At 68.0% G+C, this 24,113-nt stretch carries 12 protein-coding genes; 7 read left to right on the top strand and 5 right to left on the bottom strand.

The genetic code is table 11. The features are described 5' to 3' along the window. Positions 1–22 precede the first annotated feature (22 nt). The 3 genes from AC13F7_RS16020 to AC13F7_RS16030 form a co-directional block, all read right to left on the bottom strand. Positions 23–211: a YqaE/Pmp3 family membrane protein gene (locus AC13F7_RS16020; protein WP_088432079.1), complete on the bottom strand. Its 189-nt coding sequence runs from the start codon at positions 209–211 to the stop codon at positions 23–25. 45 nt (positions 212–256) lie between these two features. Next, positions 257–682, bottom strand: a complete 426-nt coding sequence (locus tag AC13F7_RS16025) for a DNA polymerase III subunit chi (RefSeq protein ID WP_019182556.1) — start codon at positions 680–682, stop codon at positions 257–259. Positions 683–767: 85 nt separating this feature from the next. Further along, on the bottom strand, positions 768–2,246 hold the full coding sequence (locus AC13F7_RS16030) for a leucyl aminopeptidase (protein ID WP_481470290.1): 1,479 nt from the start codon (positions 2,244–2,246) through the stop codon (positions 768–770). 104 nt (positions 2,247–2,350) lie between these two features. Here AC13F7_RS16030 and lptF point away from each other — a divergent pair, with 104 nt between their 5' ends. After that, a complete protein-coding gene (gene lptF / locus AC13F7_RS16035) occupies positions 2,351–3,430 on the top strand; it encodes an LPS export ABC transporter permease LptF (protein WP_483002067.1) in 1,080 nt (359 codons plus the stop codon). Continuing rightward, positions 3,427–4,536: an LPS export ABC transporter permease LptG gene (gene lptG / locus AC13F7_RS16040; RefSeq protein WP_481470292.1), complete on the top strand. Its 1,110-nt coding sequence runs from the start codon at positions 3,427–3,429 to the stop codon at positions 4,534–4,536. The genes lptF and lptG overlap by 4 nt, the downstream gene beginning before the upstream one ends. 685 nt (positions 4,537–5,221) lie before the next feature. On the opposite strand, the gene AC13F7_RS16045 is transcribed toward lptG, so the two are convergent. Next, a complete protein-coding gene (locus AC13F7_RS16045) occupies positions 5,222–5,698 on the bottom strand; it encodes an RDD family protein (RefSeq protein ID WP_483002069.1) in 477 nt (158 codons plus the stop codon). 70 nt (positions 5,699–5,768) lie between these two features. Between AC13F7_RS16045 and xerD the strand changes: the two genes are divergently transcribed. After that, entirely contained in the window at positions 5,769–6,746 is a 978-nt protein-coding gene (xerD, locus tag AC13F7_RS16050; RefSeq protein WP_483002070.1) for a site-specific tyrosine recombinase XerD, read from the top strand. Between the two features lie 105 nt (positions 6,747–6,851). After that, the gene (locus tag AC13F7_RS16055; protein ID WP_483002072.1) at positions 6,852–7,631 is read left to right on the top strand and encodes a thioredoxin fold domain-containing protein; all 780 of its coding nucleotides are present in this window, start codon (positions 6,852–6,854) and stop codon (positions 7,629–7,631) included. Between the two features lie 100 nt (positions 7,632–7,731). Here AC13F7_RS16055 and AC13F7_RS16060 read toward each other — a convergent pair whose 3' ends face one another. After that, a complete protein-coding gene (locus AC13F7_RS16060) occupies positions 7,732–9,840 on the bottom strand; it encodes a glycosyl hydrolase family 18 protein (RefSeq protein ID WP_483002074.1) in 2,109 nt (702 codons plus the stop codon). Between the two features lie 293 nt (positions 9,841–10,133). Here AC13F7_RS16060 and purL point away from each other — a divergent pair, with 293 nt between their 5' ends. The 3 genes from purL to AC13F7_RS16075 all read left to right on the top strand — a co-directional run bounded on the left by purL (position 10,134) and on the right by AC13F7_RS16075 (position 24,105). Continuing rightward, on the top strand, positions 10,134–14,018 hold the full coding sequence (gene purL, locus AC13F7_RS16065) for a phosphoribosylformylglycinamidine synthase (protein WP_483002076.1): 3,885 nt from the start codon (positions 10,134–10,136) through the stop codon (positions 14,016–14,018). A gap of 450 nt (positions 14,019–14,468) precedes the next feature. After that, positions 14,469–22,094, top strand: coding sequence for an ESPR-type extended signal peptide-containing protein (locus AC13F7_RS16070; protein WP_483002078.1), 7,626 nt, complete (start codon positions 14,469–14,471; stop codon positions 22,092–22,094). Positions 22,095–22,251: 157 nt separating this feature from the next. Beyond that, positions 22,252–24,105 carry a S8 family peptidase gene (locus AC13F7_RS16075; protein ID WP_483002080.1) on the top strand — a complete coding sequence of 618 codons (1,854 nt, stop codon included), beginning with the start codon at positions 22,252–22,254 and terminating at the stop codon, positions 24,103–24,105. Positions 24,106–24,113 lie beyond the last annotated feature (8 nt).

The following is a 24,113-nucleotide window of genomic DNA, read 5'->3' on the forward strand; positions in this document are numbered from 1 at the left end:
GGAAGGTGGGGGTGCCGGAAGCTCAGCGCCCTAAGGCGCGACGGATCTTCTGGTCGGTATGGAACTGTGAGACCGCGTAGGCGGCCCAGATCGCGGCGGGCAGCCAGCCGATCAGCGTGATCTGCAGGATCAGGCAGAGGATGCCTGCGATCGGGCGGCCGATGGTGAAGAAGGCGAACCAGGGAAAGATCAGGGCGATCAACAGGCGCATCAAGGGTCTCCGGGGACGGCGGCGACCGGACGGGCGCCGCGCGGGTTACATGTCGTACTTGTTCAGGTCAAAGCCCAGTGCCTTGTACTGGCGCCAGCGTTCGCGCAGCGGTTCGCGCGCCTCCGGGTCAGCCGGCACCACTTCCAGCACGCGGTCGCACGCCGCCAGATAGGGATCGTCGCGCAGGTTGATCACCAGCGGCCGGGCCGGGGCCTCGGTGCCGGGCACGGCGATCAGCACCAGCGCCTCTTCCTCGTCCATGTCTTCGCCGGCGATCTGGTGCGGGATGTAGGCATCGTTGTCGAACGCCCACAGCAGCTCGTCCAGCTCTTCGGCCTGGGCCTGGTCGCGCGCCAGCACCAGGGTGAACAGCCCGGCGTCGTTGGCCTTGCGAGCCAGTTCGCAGACCAGGCGCAACGGCTCGGTCAGGAAGCGGGGCTTGGCGATCAGGTAGAAATCAGCACGGGACATGGCAGGGCCTGGAGCGGAGGGAGAACCCGGCGCCAGGCCGGGCGGGATCGCGGCCACCCGCAGGCGGCCGCGATCGGGCAGGGCATCAGGCGCGGGCGACCTGGTCCAGCAGCCACTGGCTCAGCAGGCCGACCGGACGGCCGGTGGCCATGCCGCGCTTGCCTTCGTCGCTGGCCACGCCGGCGATGTCCAGATGGGCCCAGCGCTGGCCTTCGGCGAAGCGCGACAGGAAGCAGCCAGCGGTGATCGCCCCGGCCCAGCGGCCGCCGATGTTGTAGATATCGGCGAAGCTGGAATCCAGCATGGGCTGGTACTCGTCCCACAGCGGCAGGCGCCAGGCGCGGTCGAACACGTGCTCACCGGCGGCCAGCAGTTCGTTGGCCAGATCGTCGTGCTTGGTCATCAGGCCGGCGGTCTGGTGGCCCAGGGCGACCAGGCAGGCACCGGTCAGCGTGGCCACGTCGATCAGCGCGGCCGGCTCGAAGCGCTGCGCGTAGGTCAGGGCGTCGCACAGGATCAGGCGACCTTCGGCGTCGGTATTGCCGACTTCGATGGTCTTTCCCGACATCGAGGTGATCACGTCCGACGGGCGGTAGGCGTTGCCGTCGATGGCGTTCTCGACCGCCGGCACCACCACCACCAGGTTCAGCGGCAGCTTGGCCGTCACGGCCGCGACGAAGGTGCCGATGACGTTGGCGCCACCGCACATGTCGTACTTCATCTCTTCGATGCCGCCCTGGGTCTTCAGGTTGACGCCACCGGTATCGAAGGTGATGCCCTTGCCGACCAGCACGTAGGGCTTGGCGTCGCCGCCGTTGGTCCACTTCAGCACGACCAGGCGCGGGCGGTTGGCCGAGCCGCGTGCCACGGCCAGCAGCGAGCCCATGCCCAGCGCTTCCATCTGCTGCTCGTCCAGGATCTCCGCCTCGGCGCCGTCATGGGCCTGGGCGAACGCGACCGAGGACTCGGCCAGGTAGGCCGGGGTGCAGAAATTCGGTGGCAGGTTGCCCAGCTCGCGGGCGTACTCCACACCGGCGGCGATGGCCTGGCCCTGGGCCAGCGCCTGGGTGTCGGTGCCGGCGATGGCCAGCGTGGTCAGGCCCGGCTCGTCGGCCTTCTTCTTGCCCAGCGTGGCGCTGTAGCGGTACGCGGCGTGGTCGGCGGTGATGATGGCCTGGCGGATGTTCCAGGCGGCGTCGCGGCCCTTGACCTCGATCTCGGTCAGGGTGAACAGCGCGTGGTGGTTGACCCCGCTCTTCAGAGCGCGGCTGGCATCGCCGACTGCCTTGAGGTACTGCGGCACGCCGAACTTGGCCGGCTCGCCCAGCCCGACCACCAGCACGCGTGCGGCGGTGACGCCGGGCAGATCGTGCAGCAGGGTCGTGTTGCCGGTCTTGCCGCCCACGTCGCCGCGGGCGATCAGGGACGACAGGCGGCCGCCGGACGCGGTGTCCAGGGCCTGTGCCGCCGGGCTCAGGGTCTGGTCGGCATAGGCGCCGACGATGACGCAATCGCACTCGGCCGAGGCCGGCGCTGCGTGGTTCAGGGTGAATTCCAGGGCCATTGATCAGATTCCGTTGGCAAATCCGTACAATCGCGAGCTGTTTACGTCCCGTCGGTAGACTGGGCAGCATCGCGAACGAATCCGAGAGTTTAAACCACCGCCCCATGTCGAAGCTCGATCGCTATCTCCTGCGTGATTTCGTCCAGAGTTTCCTGGCCACCCTCATCGTGTTGCTGGTGGTGAGTGTCGGCGGTGTCCTGGTGGACATCCTCGGCAACATCGCCGACGGCCGCTTGCCCGCCCGCCTGCTGTTCTCCCAGCTGGGCCTGCAGTTCATCGTCTATATGCCGCTGATCCTGCCGCTGGCGCTGATGCTGGGCCTGCTGCTGGCCACGGCCCGGCTCTACCGGGATTCGGAAATGGCGGTCATCACCGCCATCGGCGTCGGCCCCAAGCGCCTGCTGCGCCCCCTGCTGATGCTGGTGGTGCCGGTGGTCGGCCTGATCGCCCTGTGCTCGCTCTGGCTGGGCCCCTGGGCCGACCGCACCGGTGAGAAAATGATCGACGAGGCCAACCGCAGCGTGGTCATGGCCGGCCTGGAGGCAGGCAAGTTCACCTCCCTGCCCAATGGCGGCGTGGTCTACCTGTCCTCGGTCTCGCCCGACGGTACCCAGCTGGGCAAGGTCTTCATGCAGCGCCAGAAAGAGGACACCATCGAGGTGATCTCCGCCGATCGTGGCCGGATGTACTTCGAAGGGGCCAAGCAGCGCTACCTGGAGCTTGATCAGGGCCATCAGGTGCAGGGCCCGGCGAATGGTGCGCTGGACTACAAGCTGATGACCTTCGCCCGCAACGACGTGGCCATGCCCGACGGTGCCGAGACCCGCAAGGACGACGATCCCGAGCTGCTGCCGACCACGCAGCTGTTCGGCGATGAGCGCCCCGAGGCCCAGGCCCAGCTGCACTCGCGCATCGCACCGCCGCTGATCGCGCTGGCCTTCGCCCTGATGACCCTGCCGCTGGCCCGCAGCTCGCCGCGCCAGCAGCGCTACGGCCGGATGATGCTGGCCTTCCTGGCCTACATGGTGGGCATGAACCTGATGTTCATCGGCACCCGCTGGATCGCCGATGGCAAGCTGCCCGGCGCGGCCGGCCTGTGGTGGCTGACCCTGCCGCTGCTGGCGCTCGCGCTGTGGATGTATTTCCGCGACGGCAAACTGTCGCGTCCCCGGAGGACCGCATGACCCTGTTCCGCCCCATGCGGTTTGATCTGTACCTGGGCCGCGCCGTGTTCGGCACTGTCCTGTTGACCTGGGCCGTGCTGGTCGGCCTGGACGTGGTGATGGCCTTCTCCGGCGAGTTCAAGGACGTCGGCAAGGGCAGTTACACCCTGGGCCATGCCGCCGCCTGGGTGCTCTACACCGTGCCCCGCCGCGCCTATACCTTCTTCCCCACGGCCGCCGTGATCGGTGCGCTGATGGGCCTGGGTCAGTTGGCCGCCACCTCCGAGCTGACCGCGCTGCGCGCGCTGGGGCTGTCGCGCAAGCGGCTGAGTGCCTCGGTGGCGATCGCGCTGTCGCTGATGACCGCGGTGATGGTGTTCAGTGGTGAAACGCTCGGCCCCTGGGGGCAGAGCAAGGCGGACGAGATCAAGGCCAGTGCCAAGTGGGGCAACAGCTTGAGCACGGCCCGGTATTCGGGGGTGTGGGCACGCGAAGGCGATACGTTCCTCAATGCGCTCAGCGGCGACGAGCAGTTGGAGGCCGCTGGCGGCACGCGCCTGGTCCTGCATGATGTGCGCCTGTACAAGATCGCCGACGATGGTCGCTTGGCGTCGCTGACCTACGCCGCCACTGCCGAGCATGGACAGGATGGCTGGGTGTTGAACAAGGTCCGCCGCGATACGTTTGGTGAGCGTTCGGCCACACGCGAGAACGTCGAGTCCGAGCCGTGGGCGTCGCGTCTGGATGCGGCGGCGTTGGCGAGCGGCATTTCCAAGCCGCGTAACCTGAAGGCGTCGGATCTGCGGACCAGTATCGAGTATCGCAAGCGCAATGGTCTGGATTCGCGCGATTACGAGGATGTGTACTGGAGCCGGTGGTTCTATCCGCTCAATGTGCTGGCGCTGTGTCTGGCGGCGGTGCCGTTCGCGTTCGGTTCGTTGCGCAGTGGTGGGATGGGCAAGCGGTTGTTCCTGGGCATTCTGTTCGCGTTGGGCTTCTGGTTGTTGCAGTTGTTCTTCGGGCGTATGGCGGGTGCGTTGAAGTTCGACTATCGGATTGCGTATGCGTTGCCGCCGATTGTGATGATGGTGGTTTCCGGGTTGTTGTTCCGACGCAAGTCGGGCTGATTCATACGCCCAAACGCCAAGGGCAAAGCCAAAGCGGCCACCCTGTGCTCTCGAGCCAGGCGCGACGGGCTCGCCATTCCGGGACCCGCCGCAAGTCCCGCTCCGCGGCCCGGCCCAGCCGCTGGCGGCTGTGCGTTCAGTCGCATGCGAGGCAGTGCCTCGCAAGCAATGCGCCTTCACCCATGTAGGCTCGTGTGCTGCCATCCATGGCAGCACACGGTCCCGGCCTGGCAATCCCGCCGCGCCTCCGACAATGTTCTGGTTGGGGTAGGGAGAGCAGGAGCAGAAGCATGCCGGCATGGCGCGGCTCTTCGCGGTCTGGTGGATTGGCGCAGTGCCGCGGTTCGTGTTCAATCTTGGCGACTGAGCGACTGAGCGACTGATCAACGAAGGCTTGATCGATTGAGCGAAGGTACGACTTCGCTATGAAGATTGCGCTCACTAGGCGCCTCGTGCGCGAGGGCTGGTGCTCCAAGCGAAAAACATCCGCTGCGCAGCAAATCCGCTTTGACCAGCCGCATTTCGCAACCTGTCAATGCGGAGAGGCGCAACCCATTTCAGGACCGTAGTGCGCCATGGATGGCGCACTACGAGCCTACATGGACGTACTTGCGGCGGGTCCAGAAATGGGTTGCGCCTCTCCGCAAACCCAGAGAAAAACAGACGCTGCTGTTTGCTGTTTGCTTCACGGCTTCGGCAGCCGAACAACCCGCGTCCCGCTGGCCCGGTCATGCCAGGTCAACCGCTGCCGATCCACCAGCGCCCACCAGAACCCCAGGCCGGCAGCCAACACCGACAGCGTCCCCACCGCGTACCGCCGCCACAACTGCCCGCGCGTGGCCAGCGCACCGTCCAGCGACACCACCCGCAACCGCCAGGGTCGCATCCCCAGCGTCTGCCCGCCGCGGCGCCAACTCATCGTCGCGTACAGCCCCGTCACCACCCAGCAGCACGCCCACAACGCCCACTGCCACGCACTGAACGGCGCGATGTTCTCCCGCTCTGCGTGACCGCTCAACGTATAGACCGCCACGAACACAGCGCCGAGCAGCATCCATAGCGCCAGCGCGGGGAAGAAGTCGTATAACAGTGACAACAGCCGCCACAGCAGCAACGATGCAGGACGATCGGCAGCAGGGGACGACAGCGCGGTATCGGTCATGTCCGGAGCATACCCGGCCCGCCGTCCGCGTTCGATGGCCCATGCACCCGCTGCTCCGTATGCTGTGCCCATGTCCGATGCCACCACCCCTGCACTGCGCCGCCAGATCATCCAGCACCTGCCCGAGCTGCGCGATGACGACAACGTGCGCATCCAGCGCTTCCTTGACACCGCCTGGGCCGAACACGGCCTGGCGCGTGCCAGTCTGGACAGTTACCGGCGCGATCTGGAAGGTCTTGCGCGCTGGCGTGACGGCGTCGCTGGGGGGCTGGCCGGTCTCGATCGCGCCGGGCTGTTCGACTACCTGGCCTGGCGCTCGCGCCACGGCTGGTCGCCGCGCAGCAACGCCCGCCTGCTCTCCGCGCTGCGGGCGTTCTTTGCCGATGCCGTCCGCCGCGGCGAGCGCAGTGATGACCCCAGTGCGCTGCTCGATCCGCCCAAGTTGCCGCGCCTGCTGCCCAAGGCGTTGGCCGAAAGCCAGATCGATGCGCTGTTGGCCAGCCCCGACGTCGAGACGCCGCTCGGGCTGCGCGACCGCGCCATGTTGGAACTGATGTATGCCGCGGGCCTGCGTGTCAGCGAACTGGTCAATCTGCCGGCCAATGCCGTCAACCTGCGCCAGGGCGTCCTGCGCGTCACCGGCAAGGGCAGCAAGGAACGGCTGGTTCCGCTCGGCGAAGAGTCGCAGCACTGGCTCGAACGCTATCTGGCCGAATCGCGGCCCCAGCTCACCGGCAAACGTACTGTGCCCACCCCGCAGGATGGCGCGGTGCCGATGTTCCTCGACCCCTCACTGCACCCGCTCAGCCGCCAGCAGTTCTGGGGCCTGGTGAAAAAGTACGCCGTGCTGGCCGGGATCGATCCCGCCCGGATCAGCCCCCACGGCCTGCGCCACAGCTTCGCCACGCACCTGCTCAACCGGGGCGCCGATCTGCGCGCCCTGCAGATGCTGCTCGGCCACAGCTCGCTGTCCACTACCCAGATCTACACGCTGGTGGCCCGCGAGCACCTGCAGAAGCTGCACGCCAAGCACCACCCGCGCGGCTGAGGCGGGGGCCAAACCGGGCCGCGCCTCACCGTTCCACTGCGGTCCAGCTGTGTGAGCAGGCAGCTGTGCGAGAATCCAGCCTGACTCCTCACACCGGAATGCTCGATGCTCCGTGTTGCCATTGCGGCGCTCTTCGGCGCGCTCAGCCTGACTGCCTGCGCGCAGCAACCGTCCGCCCCGGCGGCTAAATCCACTGCCCCGGCGCCGGCTGCTGCCGGCGACGCCGATCAGCGCGTGCGCACCGCGCTCCAGCAGCTGGACCCCAACTTCAAGCCCGACTTCATCGGCGCGGCGCCATTCCCGGGCTTCCGTGAAGTGCTGGTCGGCGGCCAGGTGCTGTACGTGTCCGATGACGGCCGCTACCTGATGCAGTCCCAGCCGTACGATATCCAGAACAAGGCGCCGGTCAGCAGCCAGGGCCTGCTCAGCTACCGCCGCAAGCTGCTCGATGGCGTGCCCCACAACGAGCGCATCGTGTTTGCCGCGCCCAATGCCAAGTACACCGTCAGCGTCTTCACCGACATCGAGTGCGGTTACTGCCGCAAGCTGCACCAGGACATCGCCGAGCTCAACCGCAATGGCATCACCGTGGAATACCTGGCATTTCCGCGCATGGGCCTGGGCAGCCAGGACTACACCGACATGATTTCGGTCTGGTGCGCGGCCGATCGCAAGCAGGCCCTGACCGCGGCCAAGACCGGCAAGGCCGTCACCCCGAAGAACTGCACCAACCCGGTGGCGATGCAGTACAAGCTCGGCCAGCAGATGGGCGTCAACGGCACTCCGGCGATCTTCGCCGCCGACGGCACCCAGCTCGGCGGCTACCTGCCGCCGGCGCAGCTCAAGGCCGCGCTGGAGCGCGTCTCGGCAGGCGGCAGCCGTTGAAAACGGAACGCCCCGGCCAGGCCGGGGCGTTTTGGTTGTTGCGATCAACGCGGCGCGTCCCCTGCTGGGTCAGCGTGGCAGCGCCCCGCGCCAGGCGGGATTACTTCAAACCGTCACTGATCGCCTTGGTCAGGGTGCCCTGTGCATCATCGCCGCTGAACTCCCAGAAGAACGCACCGCCCAGGCCCTGTGTTTTCACATAGCCCATCTTCTCGGTGACCATGGCTGGCGTGTCCAGACTCCAGAACGTGGTGCCGTTGGAGATCCACGTGGCCTTGGCGACGTTGTCGGTGTAGACCGGCCAGTTGAGGTTTTTCAGGACCTTCCAATCTTCGATACCGGCTTCGTACGTGCCGGGTGCGGCGCCGCTGGCGCTCTTGTAGAGCCCGTTGTTGCCGCTGGCCACGCCGGTCCAGCCGCGCCCGTAGTAACCGATGCCCAGGTTCAACTTGCTGGCCGGCACGCCGCGGCTGAGGAAGGCCTCCATCGCATCATTGCTGTTGTAGAACTTCTGGTCGCCGGTGGAAGGGTCGGCCGGTGAATCGAACAGCGCCGAGTGATGGTTGGTCTGCGGATCCCACGCGCCGTGGAAGTCGTAGGTCATCACGTTGATGAAATCCAAGTACGGGTGGTAGCTGGCCGGATCGGTCACGCGGATCTTGTCCACGCCTGCGCCCACGGCGACCGTCAGCAACAGACCCGGGCGCACCGCATCCAGCTGGCGGCGGAACTCGGCCAGCAATGCAGTGAAGTTGGCATTGTCGGCTGGGGTGCCGCAGCTCAGCCCGCAGGCCACCGGGTACTCCCAGTCGATGTCGATGCCATCGAACACGCCGAGCGCCGCACCCGCGCCGCCCGCACCGTCGGCGACCGGCAGGTTGCCCTTGATGTAGGCATCGATGCACGAGGCCACGAACGCCTGCCGGTTGGCCGGCTGCGCCGCGCTGGAGAACCCGCGCGACCAGGTCCAGCCGCCGAGCGAGATCAGCACCTTGATGTTCGGGTGCTTGGCCTTGAGCTGCTTGAGCTGGTTCCAGTTGCCGCGCAGCGGCTGGTCCCAGGTATCGGCGACGCCGCTCACGCTGGCACCGGCCGCGAAGGACTTGCCGTAGTCGGCGTACGCATCGCCGCCCACGCCGGTGTTCGGGTCGGACGCCTGGGTCACCCCGACTTCGCAGCGGTTGTTGCGCACATTGCCGAAGGCGTAATTGATATGGGTCAGCTTGGCTGCCGAACCACTCGTGTCGATGTTCTTGACCTGGTAGTTGCGGCCATAGATGCCCCACTGGGTGAAGTAGCCGATCACCCGCTTGGTACCCCCTCCGCCGCCACCGGCAGCCGTGGTCACGCTGATCGAGCCGCTCTGCGCCGAGGCATTGCCGGCGTTGTCGCGTGCTCGCACTGTGTAGGTATAGGCCGTGCTCGCGGCAAGGCCGCCATCGGTGTACTGGGTGGCGCTGGGCGAGCCGACCAGGCTGCCGTTGCGGTACACGTCGTAGCCGGCCACGCCGCTGCCGCCACTGTTGTCGGTGGCCGCGTTCCAAGCCAGATTGACCGTCGTCGCGGTCCTGGACGGAGAAGCCAGTCCGCCCGGGACGCTGGGGGGCGTGGTGTCGTTGCTGGCCGCGGTGACGGTCACATTGACCGTGGCCGACGAGGTCACGGCGTTGTTGTTGTCGGTGGCCACCGCCTTGAAGGTGTGGCTGCCGGCCGCGGCATTGCTCCAGACCACGCTGTAGGGCGCGCTGGTGTCGATGCCCAGCGAGGTACCGCCGCGGAAGAACTCGACCTTGCTGATGCTGCCGTCGGTATCGCTGGCAGTGGCGCTGACCGTGATGCTGCTGCCAGCGGTGAAGCTGGCGCCGGCGGCCGGGGAGGTCAGTGCGACGCTGGGCGGCTGGTTGCTGCCGCTGCCATCGCAGGCACCGAGGTTGGTGTAGTAGGGGGCGCCGGCCGGGTGGTCGGGCGGGGCATTCCAGATGTCCTGGTTGGCGCGGTAGAGCACGCCGCCTTTCTGCAGGGTCTGGCCAGCCAGGTAGATGGCGGCGCCGTTCCATTCGGGTGCCCCGGTACAGTTCGCGGCCTGCACCAGCGTGGGCGTGCCGGCGGCAGCGGCCAGGGCCAGCGCCAGCAGCCAACGCCGTCGGCGCAGGATGGGGGCGGGGGAGGAAAACGATGTCACTGCACGGCGCGCAATCGGGTCTGGCATGGTCTGTCTCCGATCAGGTGGTGTGCGCATGCCGCCGGGATGGCGGCATGCGGGCAGCAGGTCCGGGCGCCGGTGAGAGAGGCCGGCAACGACATGGGGGACGGACAGCACCTGGCGCTGGGCCAGGTGGTGATAACGTTGTCATGTAATCGGGGCGCAATCCGTGAACCAGTGCATGGTTCGGGTGTGAACACGATTGCCCCCGGCCCCGGCCGGCCGAACCCGGCCGTCGGGCCGAGGCGGCGGACTTGGGTACAATAGTGGGCCCCGTTCCCAACCACGGTTCCCCGGACATGATGGTCCTCGAGGGCGCATCCGCCCTTTCGCCGTTCCGCCGCGAACGTCTTGAATCCCGCCTGCAGTCCCTGGCCGCCGATCTGCGCATCACCGGTGCCTGGCACGTCTATTTCATCCAGACCGAGGGCGATGCGGCCCCGGACCCGGCGATCCTGAGCCGGATCCTGGAAGCCCAGCCGACGCTGGCCGGGCGTGAAGACGGGGCGGTCTCGCGCTTCGTGGTGCCGCGGTTGGGCACCCTGTCACCGTGGTCGAGCAAGGCCACCGAGCTGGTCCGCGGTGCTGGGCAGCCGATTCGTCGCGTGGAACGTGGCCTGCGCATCGACCTGGCCGGCTGGCCGGCCGATGCCGCCGCGCAGGAAGCGGTGATCCGCGCGCTGCACGACCCGATGACCCAATCCGTGCTGGCCGAGACCGCCCAGGCGCAGGCGCTGTTCAGCGCCCCGGCGCGCGGCGAGCTGGAACGCATCGCGCTGGATGACCTGGAAGCGGCCAACAGCCGCCTCGGCCTGGCCATGGCCCAGGACGAGATCGACTACCTGCGCCAGCGCTTCGGCGACCTGGGCCGCACGCCGTCGGACGTGGAACTGATGATGTTCGCGCAGGCCAACTCCGAGCACTGCCGCCACAAGATCTTCAATGCCAGCTGGACCATCGACGGTGCCGACCAGTCGCACTCGCTGTTCCGGATGATCAAGAACACCCACCAGCAGACCCCGCAGCACACGTTGAGCGCCTACAGCGACAACGCCGCCGTGGTTGCCGGCTTCCCGGCCGCGCGCTATCGCCCGGACCCGGCCACCGGCCAGTACCGCAGCGAAGCCGTGGTGGATTCGGCGTTCTGCATCAAGGTGGAAACGCACAACCACCCGACCGCGATCGCCCCGTTCCCGGGTGCGGCCACCGGTGCCGGCGGTGAAATCCGCGATGAAGGCGCGACCGGCCGCGGCGGCAAGCCCAAGGCCGGCCTGACCGGTTTCTCGGTCTCGCACCTGCGCATCCCGACCTTGCCGCAGCCGTGGGAGGCGCCGCGCGCGCTGAACCCGCGCATGGCCCCGGCGCTGGACATCATGCTGGACGGCCCGCTTGGCGGCGCCGCGTTCAACAACGAGTTTGGCCGGCCGAACCTGCTCGGCTACTTCCGCAGCTTCGAACTGCCCGAAGGCGAGGGCCTGACCCGCGCCTACGACAAGCCGATCATGCTGGCCGGTGGCCTCGGCGCCATCGACCAGAACCAGGTCGAGAAGCTGCGCCTGCAGCCCGGCGATGCGGTGATCGTGCTGGGTGGCCCGGCGATGCTGATCGGCCTGGGTGGCGGTGCCGCCAGCTCGGTGGCCTCCGGTGAGAGCGCCGAAGACCTCGATTTCGCCAGCGTGCAGCGCGACAACCCGGAAATGGAGCGTCGCTGCCAGGAAGTGATCGACCGCTGCGTCGCACTCGGCCTGGACAACCCGATCCGCTGGTTCCATGACGTGGGCGCAGGTGGCCTGTCCAACGCGATTCCCGAGCTGCTGCATGACTCCGGCGTGGGCGGTGTGATCGATCTGGGCAAGGTGCCCGCCGATGACCCGTCGCTGTCGCCGATGCAGCTGTGGTGCAACGAATCGCAGGAGCGCTATGTGCTCGGTGTGCCGCAGGCGCGCCTGGCCGAGTTCGCCGCGCTGTGCGCGCGTGAACGTTGCCCGTTCGCCGCCGTTGGCGTCGCGACCGCAGAAGAGCGTCTGGTGGTGGCCTATGGCGCCACCGTGGGCAACACGCCGGCGGATGCCCCGATCGATCTGCCGATGGACGTGCTGTTCGGCAAGGCGCCGAAGATGCACCGCGACACCGTGCACCCGGCGGCACCGCGCTGGCCGGCGCTGAAGACCGCCGGGCTGGATCTGCACGAAGCGGGTCTGCGCGTGCTGGCGCATCCCTCGGTGGCCTCGAAGAACTTCCTGGTCACCATCGGCGACCGCAGCGTCGGCGGCTTGACCGCACGCGAACAGATGATCGGCCCGTGGCAGCTGCCGCTGGCCAACGTCGCCATCACCCTGGCCGGTTTCGATACCGTGGCCGGTGAAGCGATGGCGATCGGCGAGCGTACCCCACTGGCCCTGCTGGATGCGGCCGCGTCGGCGCGCATGGCGGTCGGTGAAGCGATCACCAACCTGTGCGCGGCCCCGGTCGATGCGCTGGAAACGGTGAAGCTGTCGGCCAACTGGATGGCCGCAGCTGGCCATCACGGCGAAGACGCGCTGCTGTATGACGCGGTGCGTGCGGTTGGCATGGAGCTGTGCCCGCAGCTGGACCTGAGCATTCCGGTCGGCAAGGACTCGCTGTCCATGCAGGCGCAGTGGCAGGACAACGGCCAGGCCCACAAGTCGGTGTCGCCGGTGTCGCTGGTGATCTCGGCGTTCGCACCGGTTGCCGATGCCACCGGCCAGCTGACCCCGCTGCTCGACCGTGATGCCGACAGCGAGCTGTGGCTGATCGGCCTGGGTGCCGGCAAGCAGCGTCTTGGTGGCTCGATCCTGGCCCAGGTGCACGCCGACCATTCCGCACTGCCGGCCTTCGCCGGTGCCGTGCCGGATCTGGACGATGCGCAGCGCCTGCGCGCCTTCTTCGAACTGATCCGCGATGCGCGCCAGGCCGGCCTGCTGTTGGCCTACCACGACCGCAGCGATGGCGGTGCGTTCGCCGCGCTGTGCGAGATGGCCTTCGCCTCGCGTCTTGGTCTGGACATCACGCTGGATGCCTGGGGCGATGATCCGTTCCGCAGCCTGTTCAATGAAGAGCTGGGTGCGGTGGTGCAGATCGCCAAGGAAGACCGCGCCGCGTTTGCTGATCTGGTCGAACGTCATGCACTGACCGAATGCGCGCAGCGCATCGCACGCCCGACCACCGCCCCGGTGGTGCGTGTCTCGCTGCAGGGCGAGAGCCTGGTCGAGTGGCGCTGGGAAGCGCTGTTCGATGCCTGGTGGTCGGTGACCCATGCCATGCAGAAGCTGCGCGACAACCCGGACAACGCCGACCAGGAGCGTGCGATCGCGCGCAACTTCAACGCGCCGGGCCTGAAGCCGAAGCTGACCTTCGATATCAACGAAGACGTGGCGATGCCCTTCATCAACACCGGTGCGCGCCCACGCGTGGCGGTGCTGCGCGAGCAGGGCGTCAACGGCCAGATCGAAATGGCGAACATCTTCGAACGTGCCGGCTTCAGCTCGTTCGACGTGCACATGAGCGACCTCATTGAAGGCCGTGTCGCGCTGTCCGATTTCACCGGCCTGGTCGCCTGTGGCGGCTTCAGCTACGGCGACGTGCTCGGTGCCGGCCGCGGCTGGGCCACCTCGGTGCTGGAGCGCAGCGCGCTGCGCGATGCCTTCGCGGCGTTCTTCGCCCGCGAGGACAGTTTCGCGCTGGGTGTGTGCAACGGCTGCCAGATGATGAGCCAGCTCAAGGACATCATTCCCGGTGCCGAGCACTGGCCGCAGTTCCGCCGCAACCGCAGCGAGCAGTTCGAGGCCCGCACGGCGTTGCTGGAAGTGGTGGAATCGCCCTCGATCCTGCTGCGTGGCATGGCCGGCTCGCGCCTGCCGGTCGCGGTGGCGCATGGCGAAGGCCAGGCCGTGTTCGCCACTGCGGTCGATCAGGCCGCCGCGCGCGTGTCGCTGCGCTACATCGATGGCGACGGCACCGTGGCCAGCCAGTACCCGCTCAATCCCAACGGCTCGCCCGATGGCATCACCGGCCTGACGACCACCGATGGCCGCACCACGATCATGATGCCGCACCCGGAACGTACCCCGCGCGCGATCAACCACAGTTGGCATCCGGACGACTGGAACGGCGATTCGCCGTGGCTGCGGATGTTCCGCAACGCAAGAGTATGGTGCGGCTGATACTGCGCACCGCGTCAGATCTGATGCAGTGAAAATCGCGTGAAGAAACCGCCGGCCTGTCCGGCGGTTTTCTTTTGTGTGGAACACAAACTGATCGGGAGCAATGAGTTACACAGCGTTACAACGTGAAAATGCGTCATCTCGTTTGCTCACATACCGCTAACAAAAATGGGCAATAACGCGGCGGTTTTGTGACGCGCGGCACGGTCATATGAAAATCAACGTCAAAGTCTTGACGTCATTGAAACTGTACGTTAACACTGCATCCTCATTTCGACAGCGTTCAGTTCCACAGTAACCGCATGGATGGCGAGCACGCTGTAGGTATCTGCCAGCCATTGCGCACAACGCAGTAAATCAAGCGAAAAAACGCCCCCAGGGGACGTTGGACCACGCGGTCCGGCGTTGGCGTCGCTTTGCCTAAAACCAGCCTAATCAGGAGCCACATCGATGAATCGGATTTATCGCAAGGTCTGGAACAAAGCACTGGGGCAGATGGTCGTCGCCTCGGAATTGGCCAGCAGCCAGTCCTCGGGTGTCGTCATCGATCAACGCCGAACCGCTGGCGGATGCAGCACTGCAGTGCTCTCGGCCGCCATCGCGTTGACGCTTGGATTAGGCGTGGCAGGCGCGTCGCAGACCGCCCACGCGCAGTCGGTCGAAGTCGGCGGCAATGCCAACTGCCTGGTGCTCAACAGCAACATCGTCGATAGCTGCGTGGTCGACGGCAACGCCACGGCTTCGGGCGCCAATGCGGTGGCGATCGGTAGCAACAGCACCGCCTCGGGCGCCAACAGCGTGGCGCTCGGCGCTGGCTCGAAGACCAACCGCGCCAACACGGTGTCCGTCGGTGACGCCGGCAAGGAGCGCCAGGTCACCAACGTGGCCGCCGGCACGGCGGCTACCGATGCGGTGAACAAGGCGCAGCTGGACAAGGTGGCGGTCGCCGCCGAAGGCGCGACCCGCTATTTCAAGGCTGATGGTGACGGCACCGGCGCCGATGCGGCGACGATCGATGGCGAGGGTGCACTGGCCGCAGGTGCCAGCGCCAACGCCGATGGCGACGGCGCAACGGCACTGGGCAACAGCAGCCAGGCGATCGGCAATGCCACCACTGCCGTCGGCAACCAGGCACTCGCGGTTGGCCTTGGGGCGAGTTCATTCGGTCAGGGCAGCATGGCCTTCGGTGATGCCAGCATCGCGCTCGGCCAGAGCGCGGCGGCGTTCGGTCTGGGCGATGTCGCCCTCGGTGCTTCTGCTTTGGCGGCCAGTGAAAACGGCGCCGCCACCGCGATTGGTGGTCTGGCCGAAGCCAGCGCCGATGGCGCGACCGCGATCGGCGGTGGCGCACTGGCCATCGGGCCAGGCAGCACCTCGCTGGGCCGCGGTGCGGCCAGTGCTGGCGAAGCCTCCGTGGCGGTCGGCGCGTTCAGCGTCGCGGTCGCGGATTTCAGCGCAACGCTCGGCGCGAATTCGGCGGCCGTCGCGGTGGGCAGCGTGGCGCTCGGTGCCGGATCGTATGCGGATCGCGTCGACACGGTATCTGTCGGCAATGCGGAAAACGGCCTGCGTCGCCAGATCACCAACCTTGCCGATGGCACCGAAGACAGCGATGCGGTGAACAAGGCGCAGCTGGACGCGGTTGGCGCGGTTGCCGCCAACACGGACAAGCATTTCCAGGCCACCGGCAGCAGCGACAGCGATGCCGGCGCCTTTGCGGCAGGCGATAACGCGACTGCGATCGGCGAGGCGTCCAATGCGCTGGCCAACGGCGCGACCGCGCTCGGCAGCGGCGCCACGGTCACCGCGCAGAACGCGACGGCCGTCGGCTACAACGCCAGCGCCACCGGTCAGAACAGTGCGGCCTTCGGCACCAACGCGCAGGCCAACGGGCCGGGCAGCGTCGCGGTCGGCGGTGCAGCAGTCGATGCCGATGGCAACCCGCTGATCACCAACGGCGGCGTGCCGGTGGATACCGGCGCAACCAGCGCCGGCGTGGGCGGCACGGCGGTCGGCGCGAGTGCGGAAGCCGCAGGCTTCGCATCGTCCTCGTACGGCGTAGGTGCGTATGCCTCCGGTGCACAGGCGTCGGCCTTCGGCGCGGTCTCCAATGCCACCGGCGACTATTCCACGGCGGTCGGTACGCAGAGCGTGGCGACCGGCAACAGCAGTACCGCCATTGGCGGTCCGGCGGATCTGCTGCCGGGACTGGGCTTCTTCGTGCAGACCCAGGCCAGTGGCGAAGCCGCCACCGCGGTCGGTGCCGGCGCGATCGCCAGTGGCGATTACGCCGTGGCCAACGGCACGTTGAGCGAAGCTTCCGGCACGGAAGCCACGGCCGTGGGCTACTTCGCCTACGCGCCGGGCGAAGGTGCCACGGCGCTCGGCGCGGAAACCTGGGCCAGCGGTGAACTGAGCACAGCGGTCGGTTTCTACAGCACCGCACGCGGCGCCAACAGTGTCGCCCTGGGCGCCAATTCCACCGCCACTCGTGCCAACACGGTCTCGGTGGGTGACGTTGGCAACGAGCGCCAGATCACCAGCGTCGCCGCGGGTACCGAAGCCACTGATGCGGTCAACAAGGCGCAGCTCGATGCGGTTGCGACGTCGGCATCGGCAACCTCGGCGCAATTCAAGTCGAACGGCGCGGCCAGCGGTGCGGTCGGTGCGTTCGCCGATGGCGAGGATGCATTGGCAGCCGGTGAAGCGAGCAATGCGCTGGGCGCCGGTGCAACGGCTGTGGGCGGTGGTGCGACCGCGGTCGGAGATGACACGGTGGCCCTGGGCCGCAACAGCAGCGCCACCGGCACCGGCAGTGTCGCCATTGGTGGCCTCGGCCAGGCGTACGACGAATACAACCAGCCGCTGATCGATGACCAGGGCAATGCGATCCTGATCGGTGCCACCGCGGCACCGGACAGCGTGGCCGTCGGTGCTGGCGCGCAGGCGACCGGCACCACCAGCAATGCATTCGGCAGTGGCGCACAGGCCACCGGCAGCAACAGTCTCGCCAGCGGCTACAAGGCGCGCGCGACCGGCGACTACAGCGTGGCGCAGGGCGACAATGCCTTCGCCAGCGGTGAAGAAACCACGGCGACCGGCGCGTATGCCTGGGCCACCGCCGATGGCGCCACCGCGTTCGGTTCCAGTGCATGGGCGACCGAAGCCAACGCCACCGCCGTCGGTCAGTCGGCCTGGGCCAGTGGCACCGGCGCCACGTCGATCGGCTACAACAGCTGGGCGCGCGGCACCAGTTCCACCGCGCTTGGCCGCGGTGCCTTCGGCTACGGCGACAACAGCGTCGCCGTCGGTTTCCAGGCGCTAGGCAACAGCATCAACAGCATCGCCATCGGCACGAACGTGGTGGCCGGCGGTGAAAGTGCGATCGGTATCGGTGCGGGCAGCAATGCCAGTGCGTCCAACACCGTGGCGCTCGGCGCCGGGTCGGTCGCCGACCGTGCCTACACCGTCTCGGTCGGCAACGATGACCGGCAGCGCCAGATCACGCAGGTTGCCGCTGGTACCCAGGGCAGCGATGCCGTCAATCTGGATCAGCTGACCGCAGCGACGGATCAGTTCCAGGCCAGCGGTGACGGTGCGGCCATCGCAGGTGGCGAGGAGAGCGTGGCCGCCGGTGCAAACGCGGCGACCGACGGCGATTACGCCACTGCGGTCGGTTCGAGCAGCTTCGCAGCCGGCACCGGTGCATCGGCGATCGGCAGCGGCGCGTTTGCGCTGGCCGACAACGCCAGTGCAATAGGCTTCAATGCCGTCGCCAGTGGTGCCAATGCAAGCGCCACGGGCGCCAACGCGCAGTCGACCGCCGAGTACGCAACGGCGACTGGTGCAGAGAGTCTGGCTTCCGGCGAGCAGAGCACCGCGACCGGTGCGGCCAGCGTCGCCTCCGGCGCCGGCAGCCTGGCCGGTGGCGCGCTGTCCGATGCGGCCGGTGAGGAGTCGGTGGCCCTGGGTTACTTCAGCAGCGCCAGCGGTGATGGCGCGACGGCCGTCGGCGCGGAAAGCGTGGTGAGCGGGACGCTCTCCGCGGGTTACGGGTTCGCCTCGGAAGCGACCGCCAGCTACACCACTGCGATCGGTGGATACGCGGTGGCCTCGGCCTTCAACGCGACCGCGCTGGGCAGCTTCGCCCAGGCGACCGGCTCCAACAGCGTGGCGGTCGGCGGTGATGCTGAGGCCTCGGGTGCGTACAGCACCGCGACCGGCCAAGGCAGCCTGGCCAGCGGTACCAACAGTGTGGCCGTCGGTGGTGCGCTGTTCGGGCTGCTGCCCACCGAGGCCTCGGGCAACTATTCCACGGCCGTTGGCGGGGGTGCATGGTCGCCGGGCGTGAACAGCACGGCGCTGGGCAATGCGGCGACCTCCAGCGGCGCGAACAGCGTTGCACTCGGTGCCGACTCGATCGCCGACCGCGATGACAGCGTCTCGGTCGGCAGTGCCGATGCCCAGCGCCAGATCACCAACGTCGCGGCCGGTACCGATGGCACCGATGCGGTGAACGTGAATCAGTTGAATGCAGTAGCCGATGCGGCCGCGACGACCAGCAAGTACTTCCAGGCCAGCGGCAGCGATGACAGCGACGCCGGTGCCTACGTGGAAGGCGACAATGCGCTTGCTGCCGGTGAGGCTTCCAATGCCATCGGCAACGGCGCCAGCGCGCTGGGCAGTGGCGCCACCGCCATCGCCGACAACGCCACCGCCGTTGGCTTCAACGCCTTGGCGAGCGCTGATGGTGCCGCAGCACTGGGCAGTGACGCGCAGGCCACCGGCGAAGACAGCGTCGCCATCGGCAACGGCGCCAGTGCCAGCGAGATCGGCGCGAGCGCGACCGGTGCCGGCGCACAGGCCGCAGGTGCCTACGCCACGGCTACCGGCAGCCAGTCCACGGCAGCGGGCCAGCAGGCGACCGCCAATGGCTTCCGCGCCAGTGCGTCCGAAGCCGGCGCCTCGGCTTTCGGCAGCTACAGCGAAGCGACCGGACAGCTGTCCTCCGCGCTGGGCTATGGGGCGGTAGCCTCCAACGCTTACGCCGTCGCGGTTGGTGCGGCCTCGACCGCATCCGGCTCGGGTGCGGTGGCGGTCGGTGAATACTCCGAAGCCACCGGCGATGAGAGCGTGGCGATCGGTGGCACGACCTTCTTCGGTCTGCTGCCATCGCGCGCCTCGGGCACCGGTGCCTCCGCCTTCGGTGCGGGCGCTTGGGCGACTGATGATTACGCCACCGCGATCGGCTGGAACTCGTGGGCCGATGCAGGCAATGCCACTGCCTTGGGCGCCAGTGCCAGCGCGGAAGGCGTGAACAGTGTCGCGCTCGGCGCCGGTTCAATCGCCGACCGTGACAACGCGGTCTCGGTCGGTACGGCGACAGCCCAACGCCAGATCACCAACGTCGCCGCCGGCACCGAAGGCACCGATGCGGTGAATGTCGATCAGCTGAACGCGGTCGCCGATGTGGCGGGAACCACCAGCCGCTTCTTCCAGGCCTCGGGCAGCGGCAATGGCGATGACGTTGGCAGCTATGTCGATGGAGCGTATGCCACTGCGGCGGGCGAGGCCGCCAACGCGTTCGGCACCGGCGCCTCGGCCTATGGCAGCGGCGCGTTGGCCTCCGGCCGCAATGCCTCTGCCTCGGGCTTCAATGCCTCCGCGACGGCGGATTCGGCCACGGCGATCGGCGGTGCGCTGTACTACGAAGATGACGCTGGCAACGTGCTGCTCGACAAGGCCACCAGCGCCAACGGCGTCGGCGCCACCGCACTCGGCGCTGGCGCGCAGGCCGACGGCAGCTTCAGTACCGCCACCGGTGCCGGGTCCACTGCAACGGGGCTGCAGTCTTCGGCCTTCGGCTACAGCGCCGAGGCTGGCAGTGACTACAGCACCGCCGTCGGTACCTTCAGCGCGGCCAGTGGCGTACGCACCACGGCGTTGGGTTACGGGGCCGAGGCCAGCGGTGATTACGCCTCCGCACTGGGCTGGGGCAGCGCCGCGTCGGGCAGCTACGCCAATGCGATCGGTTATGCATCGCAGGCCAGTGGCGAGAACAGCGTCGCGGCCGGTTCCAATGCCTGGGCCACCGCTGCACGCACCACCGCGGTAGGGCAGCTGGCGTGGGCAACCTCGCAGGGCGCGACCGCCATCGGCCAGGACAGCTACGCCTACAACGGCATCAATGCCACGGCCTTGGGCACCAGCTCGTCGGCCAGTGGCGCAGGCAGCGTCGCGCTCGGCGCCGGTGCCCGCACCAGCGAGGCCAATGTGGTCTCGGTCGGTGGCGGCAACGGCACCACCGGCCCGGTAACGCGCCGCATCACCAATGTCGGTGACGCGGTCAATGCCAGTGATGCGGTGACCAAGTCGCAGCTTGATTCGGTCGCGGCCACCGCCGACGCGGTCGGCAAGCACTTCCAGGCCAGCGGCAGCGGCGTGGCCACGGCCAGCGGCAGTGATGCCCTCGCCGCCGGCTCCGGCGCTACCGCCAGCGCAACCCGCAGCAGCGCGCTGGGGACTGCGGCCGTCGCCTCGGCGAGCGGGGCCACGGCCGTCGGCGCCGATGCCTCGGCACGCGGTGCCAACAGCACCGTGCTCGGTCGCCAAGCCTCCACCAACGCCACCAACGGTGTAGCCATCGGCAACGGCGCGTTCGCCAGCAACGGGGCCAACAGCATCGCGATCGGTTCGGCGGCGGGCGTCTCCGGCGCCAACGCGGTGGCGCTGGGTGCCGGCTCACGGGCGGTCGAAGCCAATGTGGTGTCGGTCGGCGGTGGCAACGGCACCGACGGTCCGGCCACGCGCCGCATCGTCAACGTCGGGGCCGGTCGCATTGCCGCGGGCAGCACCGACGCGGTGACCGGCGGTCAGCTCAATACCACCAACCAGCGTGTGGGGGCGGTGGAGACGCAGGTCGGTGACATCGATACCCGCATCGGCTCGGTCGAGAACGTCACCGCCAATGCGCTGACCTACGACGACAGCAGCCGCGACACGCTGACCTTGTCCGGGCTGCAGGGCACCACACTGGACAATGTCGGCAGCGGTTCCATCGCCTCCGGCAGCCGCCAGGCGATCAATGGTGGTCAGCTGTTCCAGTCGTTGACCGATGTCGCCACCTTCCTCGGCGGCGGCGCCAGTGTGGGCATGCAGGGCGTGTTCGTGGCGCCGAACTATGTGATCCAGGGCGCGACGTACAGCAACGTCGGCGATGCACTCGGCGCGCTTGACCGCAAGGTCAGCGATCTCGATCAGCGGGTTGCCGGTGGCAGCAGTGGCAGTGCACGTGCACGCACTGCCTCGCTGTCGACCGCCAGAGTGGCAGCGGACACCAGCGCAGCCTCGGACACCAGCGCGGCGCTGGATGGCAGCGCTGCGCCGGAGGCCAGCGTCGTCACTGCCGCCAGCGACATCGCCGTCGCCACCGTGCAAGGCACGCCGACCGCGGCGACTATCGGCAGCAGTCAGCCGATCAACGCGCCGGCGGCAACACCTGCGGCGGTGAACGCGGTGGTGATGGGCGAGGGAGCCGTGGCCAGCGGCGCGTCAGCCACGGCGATCGGCCAGGGCGCGACCGCGTCGGCCGCCAACTCGGTCGCGCTGGGCCAGGGCTCGGTCGCCGACCGCGCCGACACGGTCTCGGTCGGCAGTGCCGGCAACGAGCGCCAGGTCGCCAACGTCGCCGCCGGTACCCAGGCCACCGATGCGGTCAACAAGGGTCAGCTGGATGGTGGCATCGCGACCGCCAACAGCTACACCGACCAGCGTTTTACCTCGATGGCCGACAGCTTCGACATCTACAAGGGCGAGATCGACCAGCGCCTGCGTCACCAGGACCGTCGCATTGATCGCCAGGGCGCGATGAGTGCGGCCATGCTCAACATGGCCACCAGCGCCGCCGGCGTGCGTACCCAGAACCGCGTCGGTGTCGGCGTGGGCTTCCAGGGCGGCGAATCGGCGCTGTCGCTTGGCTACCAGCGGGCGCTCAGCGAGCGCGCCACGGTGACCCTGGGCGGTGCCTTCAGCAGTGATGACAGCTCGGTCGGCGTGGGTGCCGGCTTCGGCTGGTAAGTCGTTCCAACGCGGGGCCGGATTCGGCCCCGCGGCAACGCAATGCAAGGCCTGAGGGGGCGGGTCACGGGAACCTTGGCCAGGGCCGGCCAGGGAGCTCGCATGGAGTGTTGGCCTGAACAGTCGTTTGATCCATGACCTTGAAGAGGACGTCAACGTGACCAGTAAGCAGAACCTTCGCATCAATGTGCTGGCAGCCGCCGTGCTGTCGTTGTCCGCAGGCGCCAGCGCCTATGCAGCGGGCCTGCCGGCCAAGGAACCGGTGCGCCAGCCGGCTGCCGCCCAGGGCGCAGAGCGCATCATCGTCAAGTACCGCACGGGCACGGCTGCGGCCACGGATCGCTCGGCCAAGCTGACGGCCGTGCAGTCGGCGGTCGCACGCGCCAGTGTTGGTGGCTCCGCCGCGGGGCGTGCCAGTGCGGTGAATCCGCAGATCGTGCGCAAGCTCGGCGTCGGCGCCGATCTGATCCGCCTGCAGGGCCGTTTGAGCCCGGCCGAACTGCAGAAGGTGCTGGCCGAGATCAAGGCCGATCCCTCCGTGCAGTACGCCGAAGTGGACGTGAAACTGCAGCGCACCGATGTGCGCCCGCGTGACGCCACCCCGCAACTGGTGCCGAACGATCCCTACTACGCGCAGTACCAGTGGCATCTGAACAGCGCCACCGGCGGCATCAATGCACCGGCCGCATGGGATATCGCCCAGGGCGAAGGTGTGGTGGTGGCGGTGCTCGATACCGGCATCCTGCCGCAGCATCCGGACTTCTCCGGCAATCTGCTGGCCGGTTACGACTTCATCAGCGATGCCGAAACGTCGCGCCGCCCGACCGATGAGCGCGTCCCGGGGGCGCTGGATTACGGCGATTGGGTGGAGAACGACAACGAGTGCTATGCCGGTTCGCTGGCCGATGACAGCTCCTGGCACGGTACCCACGTGGCCGGCACGATCGCCGAGTCCACCAACAACGGCGTCGGCATGGCCGGTGTCGCCTACAAGGCGCGCGTGCTGCCGGTGCGCGTGCTCGGCAAGTGCGGTGGCTACCTGTCCGACATCGCCGACGCGATTACCTGGGCCTCCGGTGGCACGGTTGCCGGTGTGCCGGCCAATGCCAATCCGGCCGAGGTCATCAACATGAGCCTGGGCGGCGGCGGCGCGTGTGATGCGCTCTACCAGGACGCCATCAACGGCGCCGTGTCGCGTGGTACCACTGTGGTGGTCGCGGCCGGCAACTCGGCCTCCAACGCGGCCAACTTCCGTCCGGCCAGTTGCGCCAACGTAGTGGCCGTCGGTGCGACCCGCATCACCGGTGGCATCGCCTACTACTCCAACTTCGGCACGGCGGTTGATCTGTCCGGTCCGGGCGGCGGTGGCAGCGTGGACGGCAATCCGGGTGGTTATGTGTGGCAGTCCGGCTACAACGGCCTGACCACGCCGACCTCGGGTGCCTACAGCTACATGGGCATGGCCGGTACCTCGATGGCGTCCCCGCACGTGGCGGCGGTGGCGGCCCTGGTGCAGGGCGCGGTGGCTGCGGCCGGCAAGGATCCGCTCACCCCGGCTGCACTGGAAGCGCTGCTCAAGCAGACCGCCCGGGCCTTCCCGGTGACCATCCCGACCGCCACCCCGATCGGCACTGGCATCGTCGATGCCAAGGCCGCGCTGGACAAGGCGCTGGAAGAAGAGTGCACCGAAAACTGCGGCCCGGTGGCCACGCCGCTGACCAACAAGGTCGCCGTCGGTGGCCTGAGCGGCGCCGGTGGCAGCGAAGTGCTGTACAGCTTCGAGGCGCAGGCGGGCAAGGTGCTGAGCCTGCTTACCTACGGCGGCAGCGGCAATGTGTCGGTTTACGTGAGCCAGGGCAAGGAGCCGACCGCCACCGCGTTCGATGCCAAGTCCACGCGTCCGGGCAACAGTGAAACCGTGCGCTTCACCGCGCCGGTAGCCGGCACGTACTACATCAAGGTCGTCGGCGAGTCCGCGTTCAGCGGCGTGAGCATTCTCGCCAACCAGTAATCCCGCAC

The organism is Stenotrophomonas sp. K-6, from assembly GCF_056861555.1.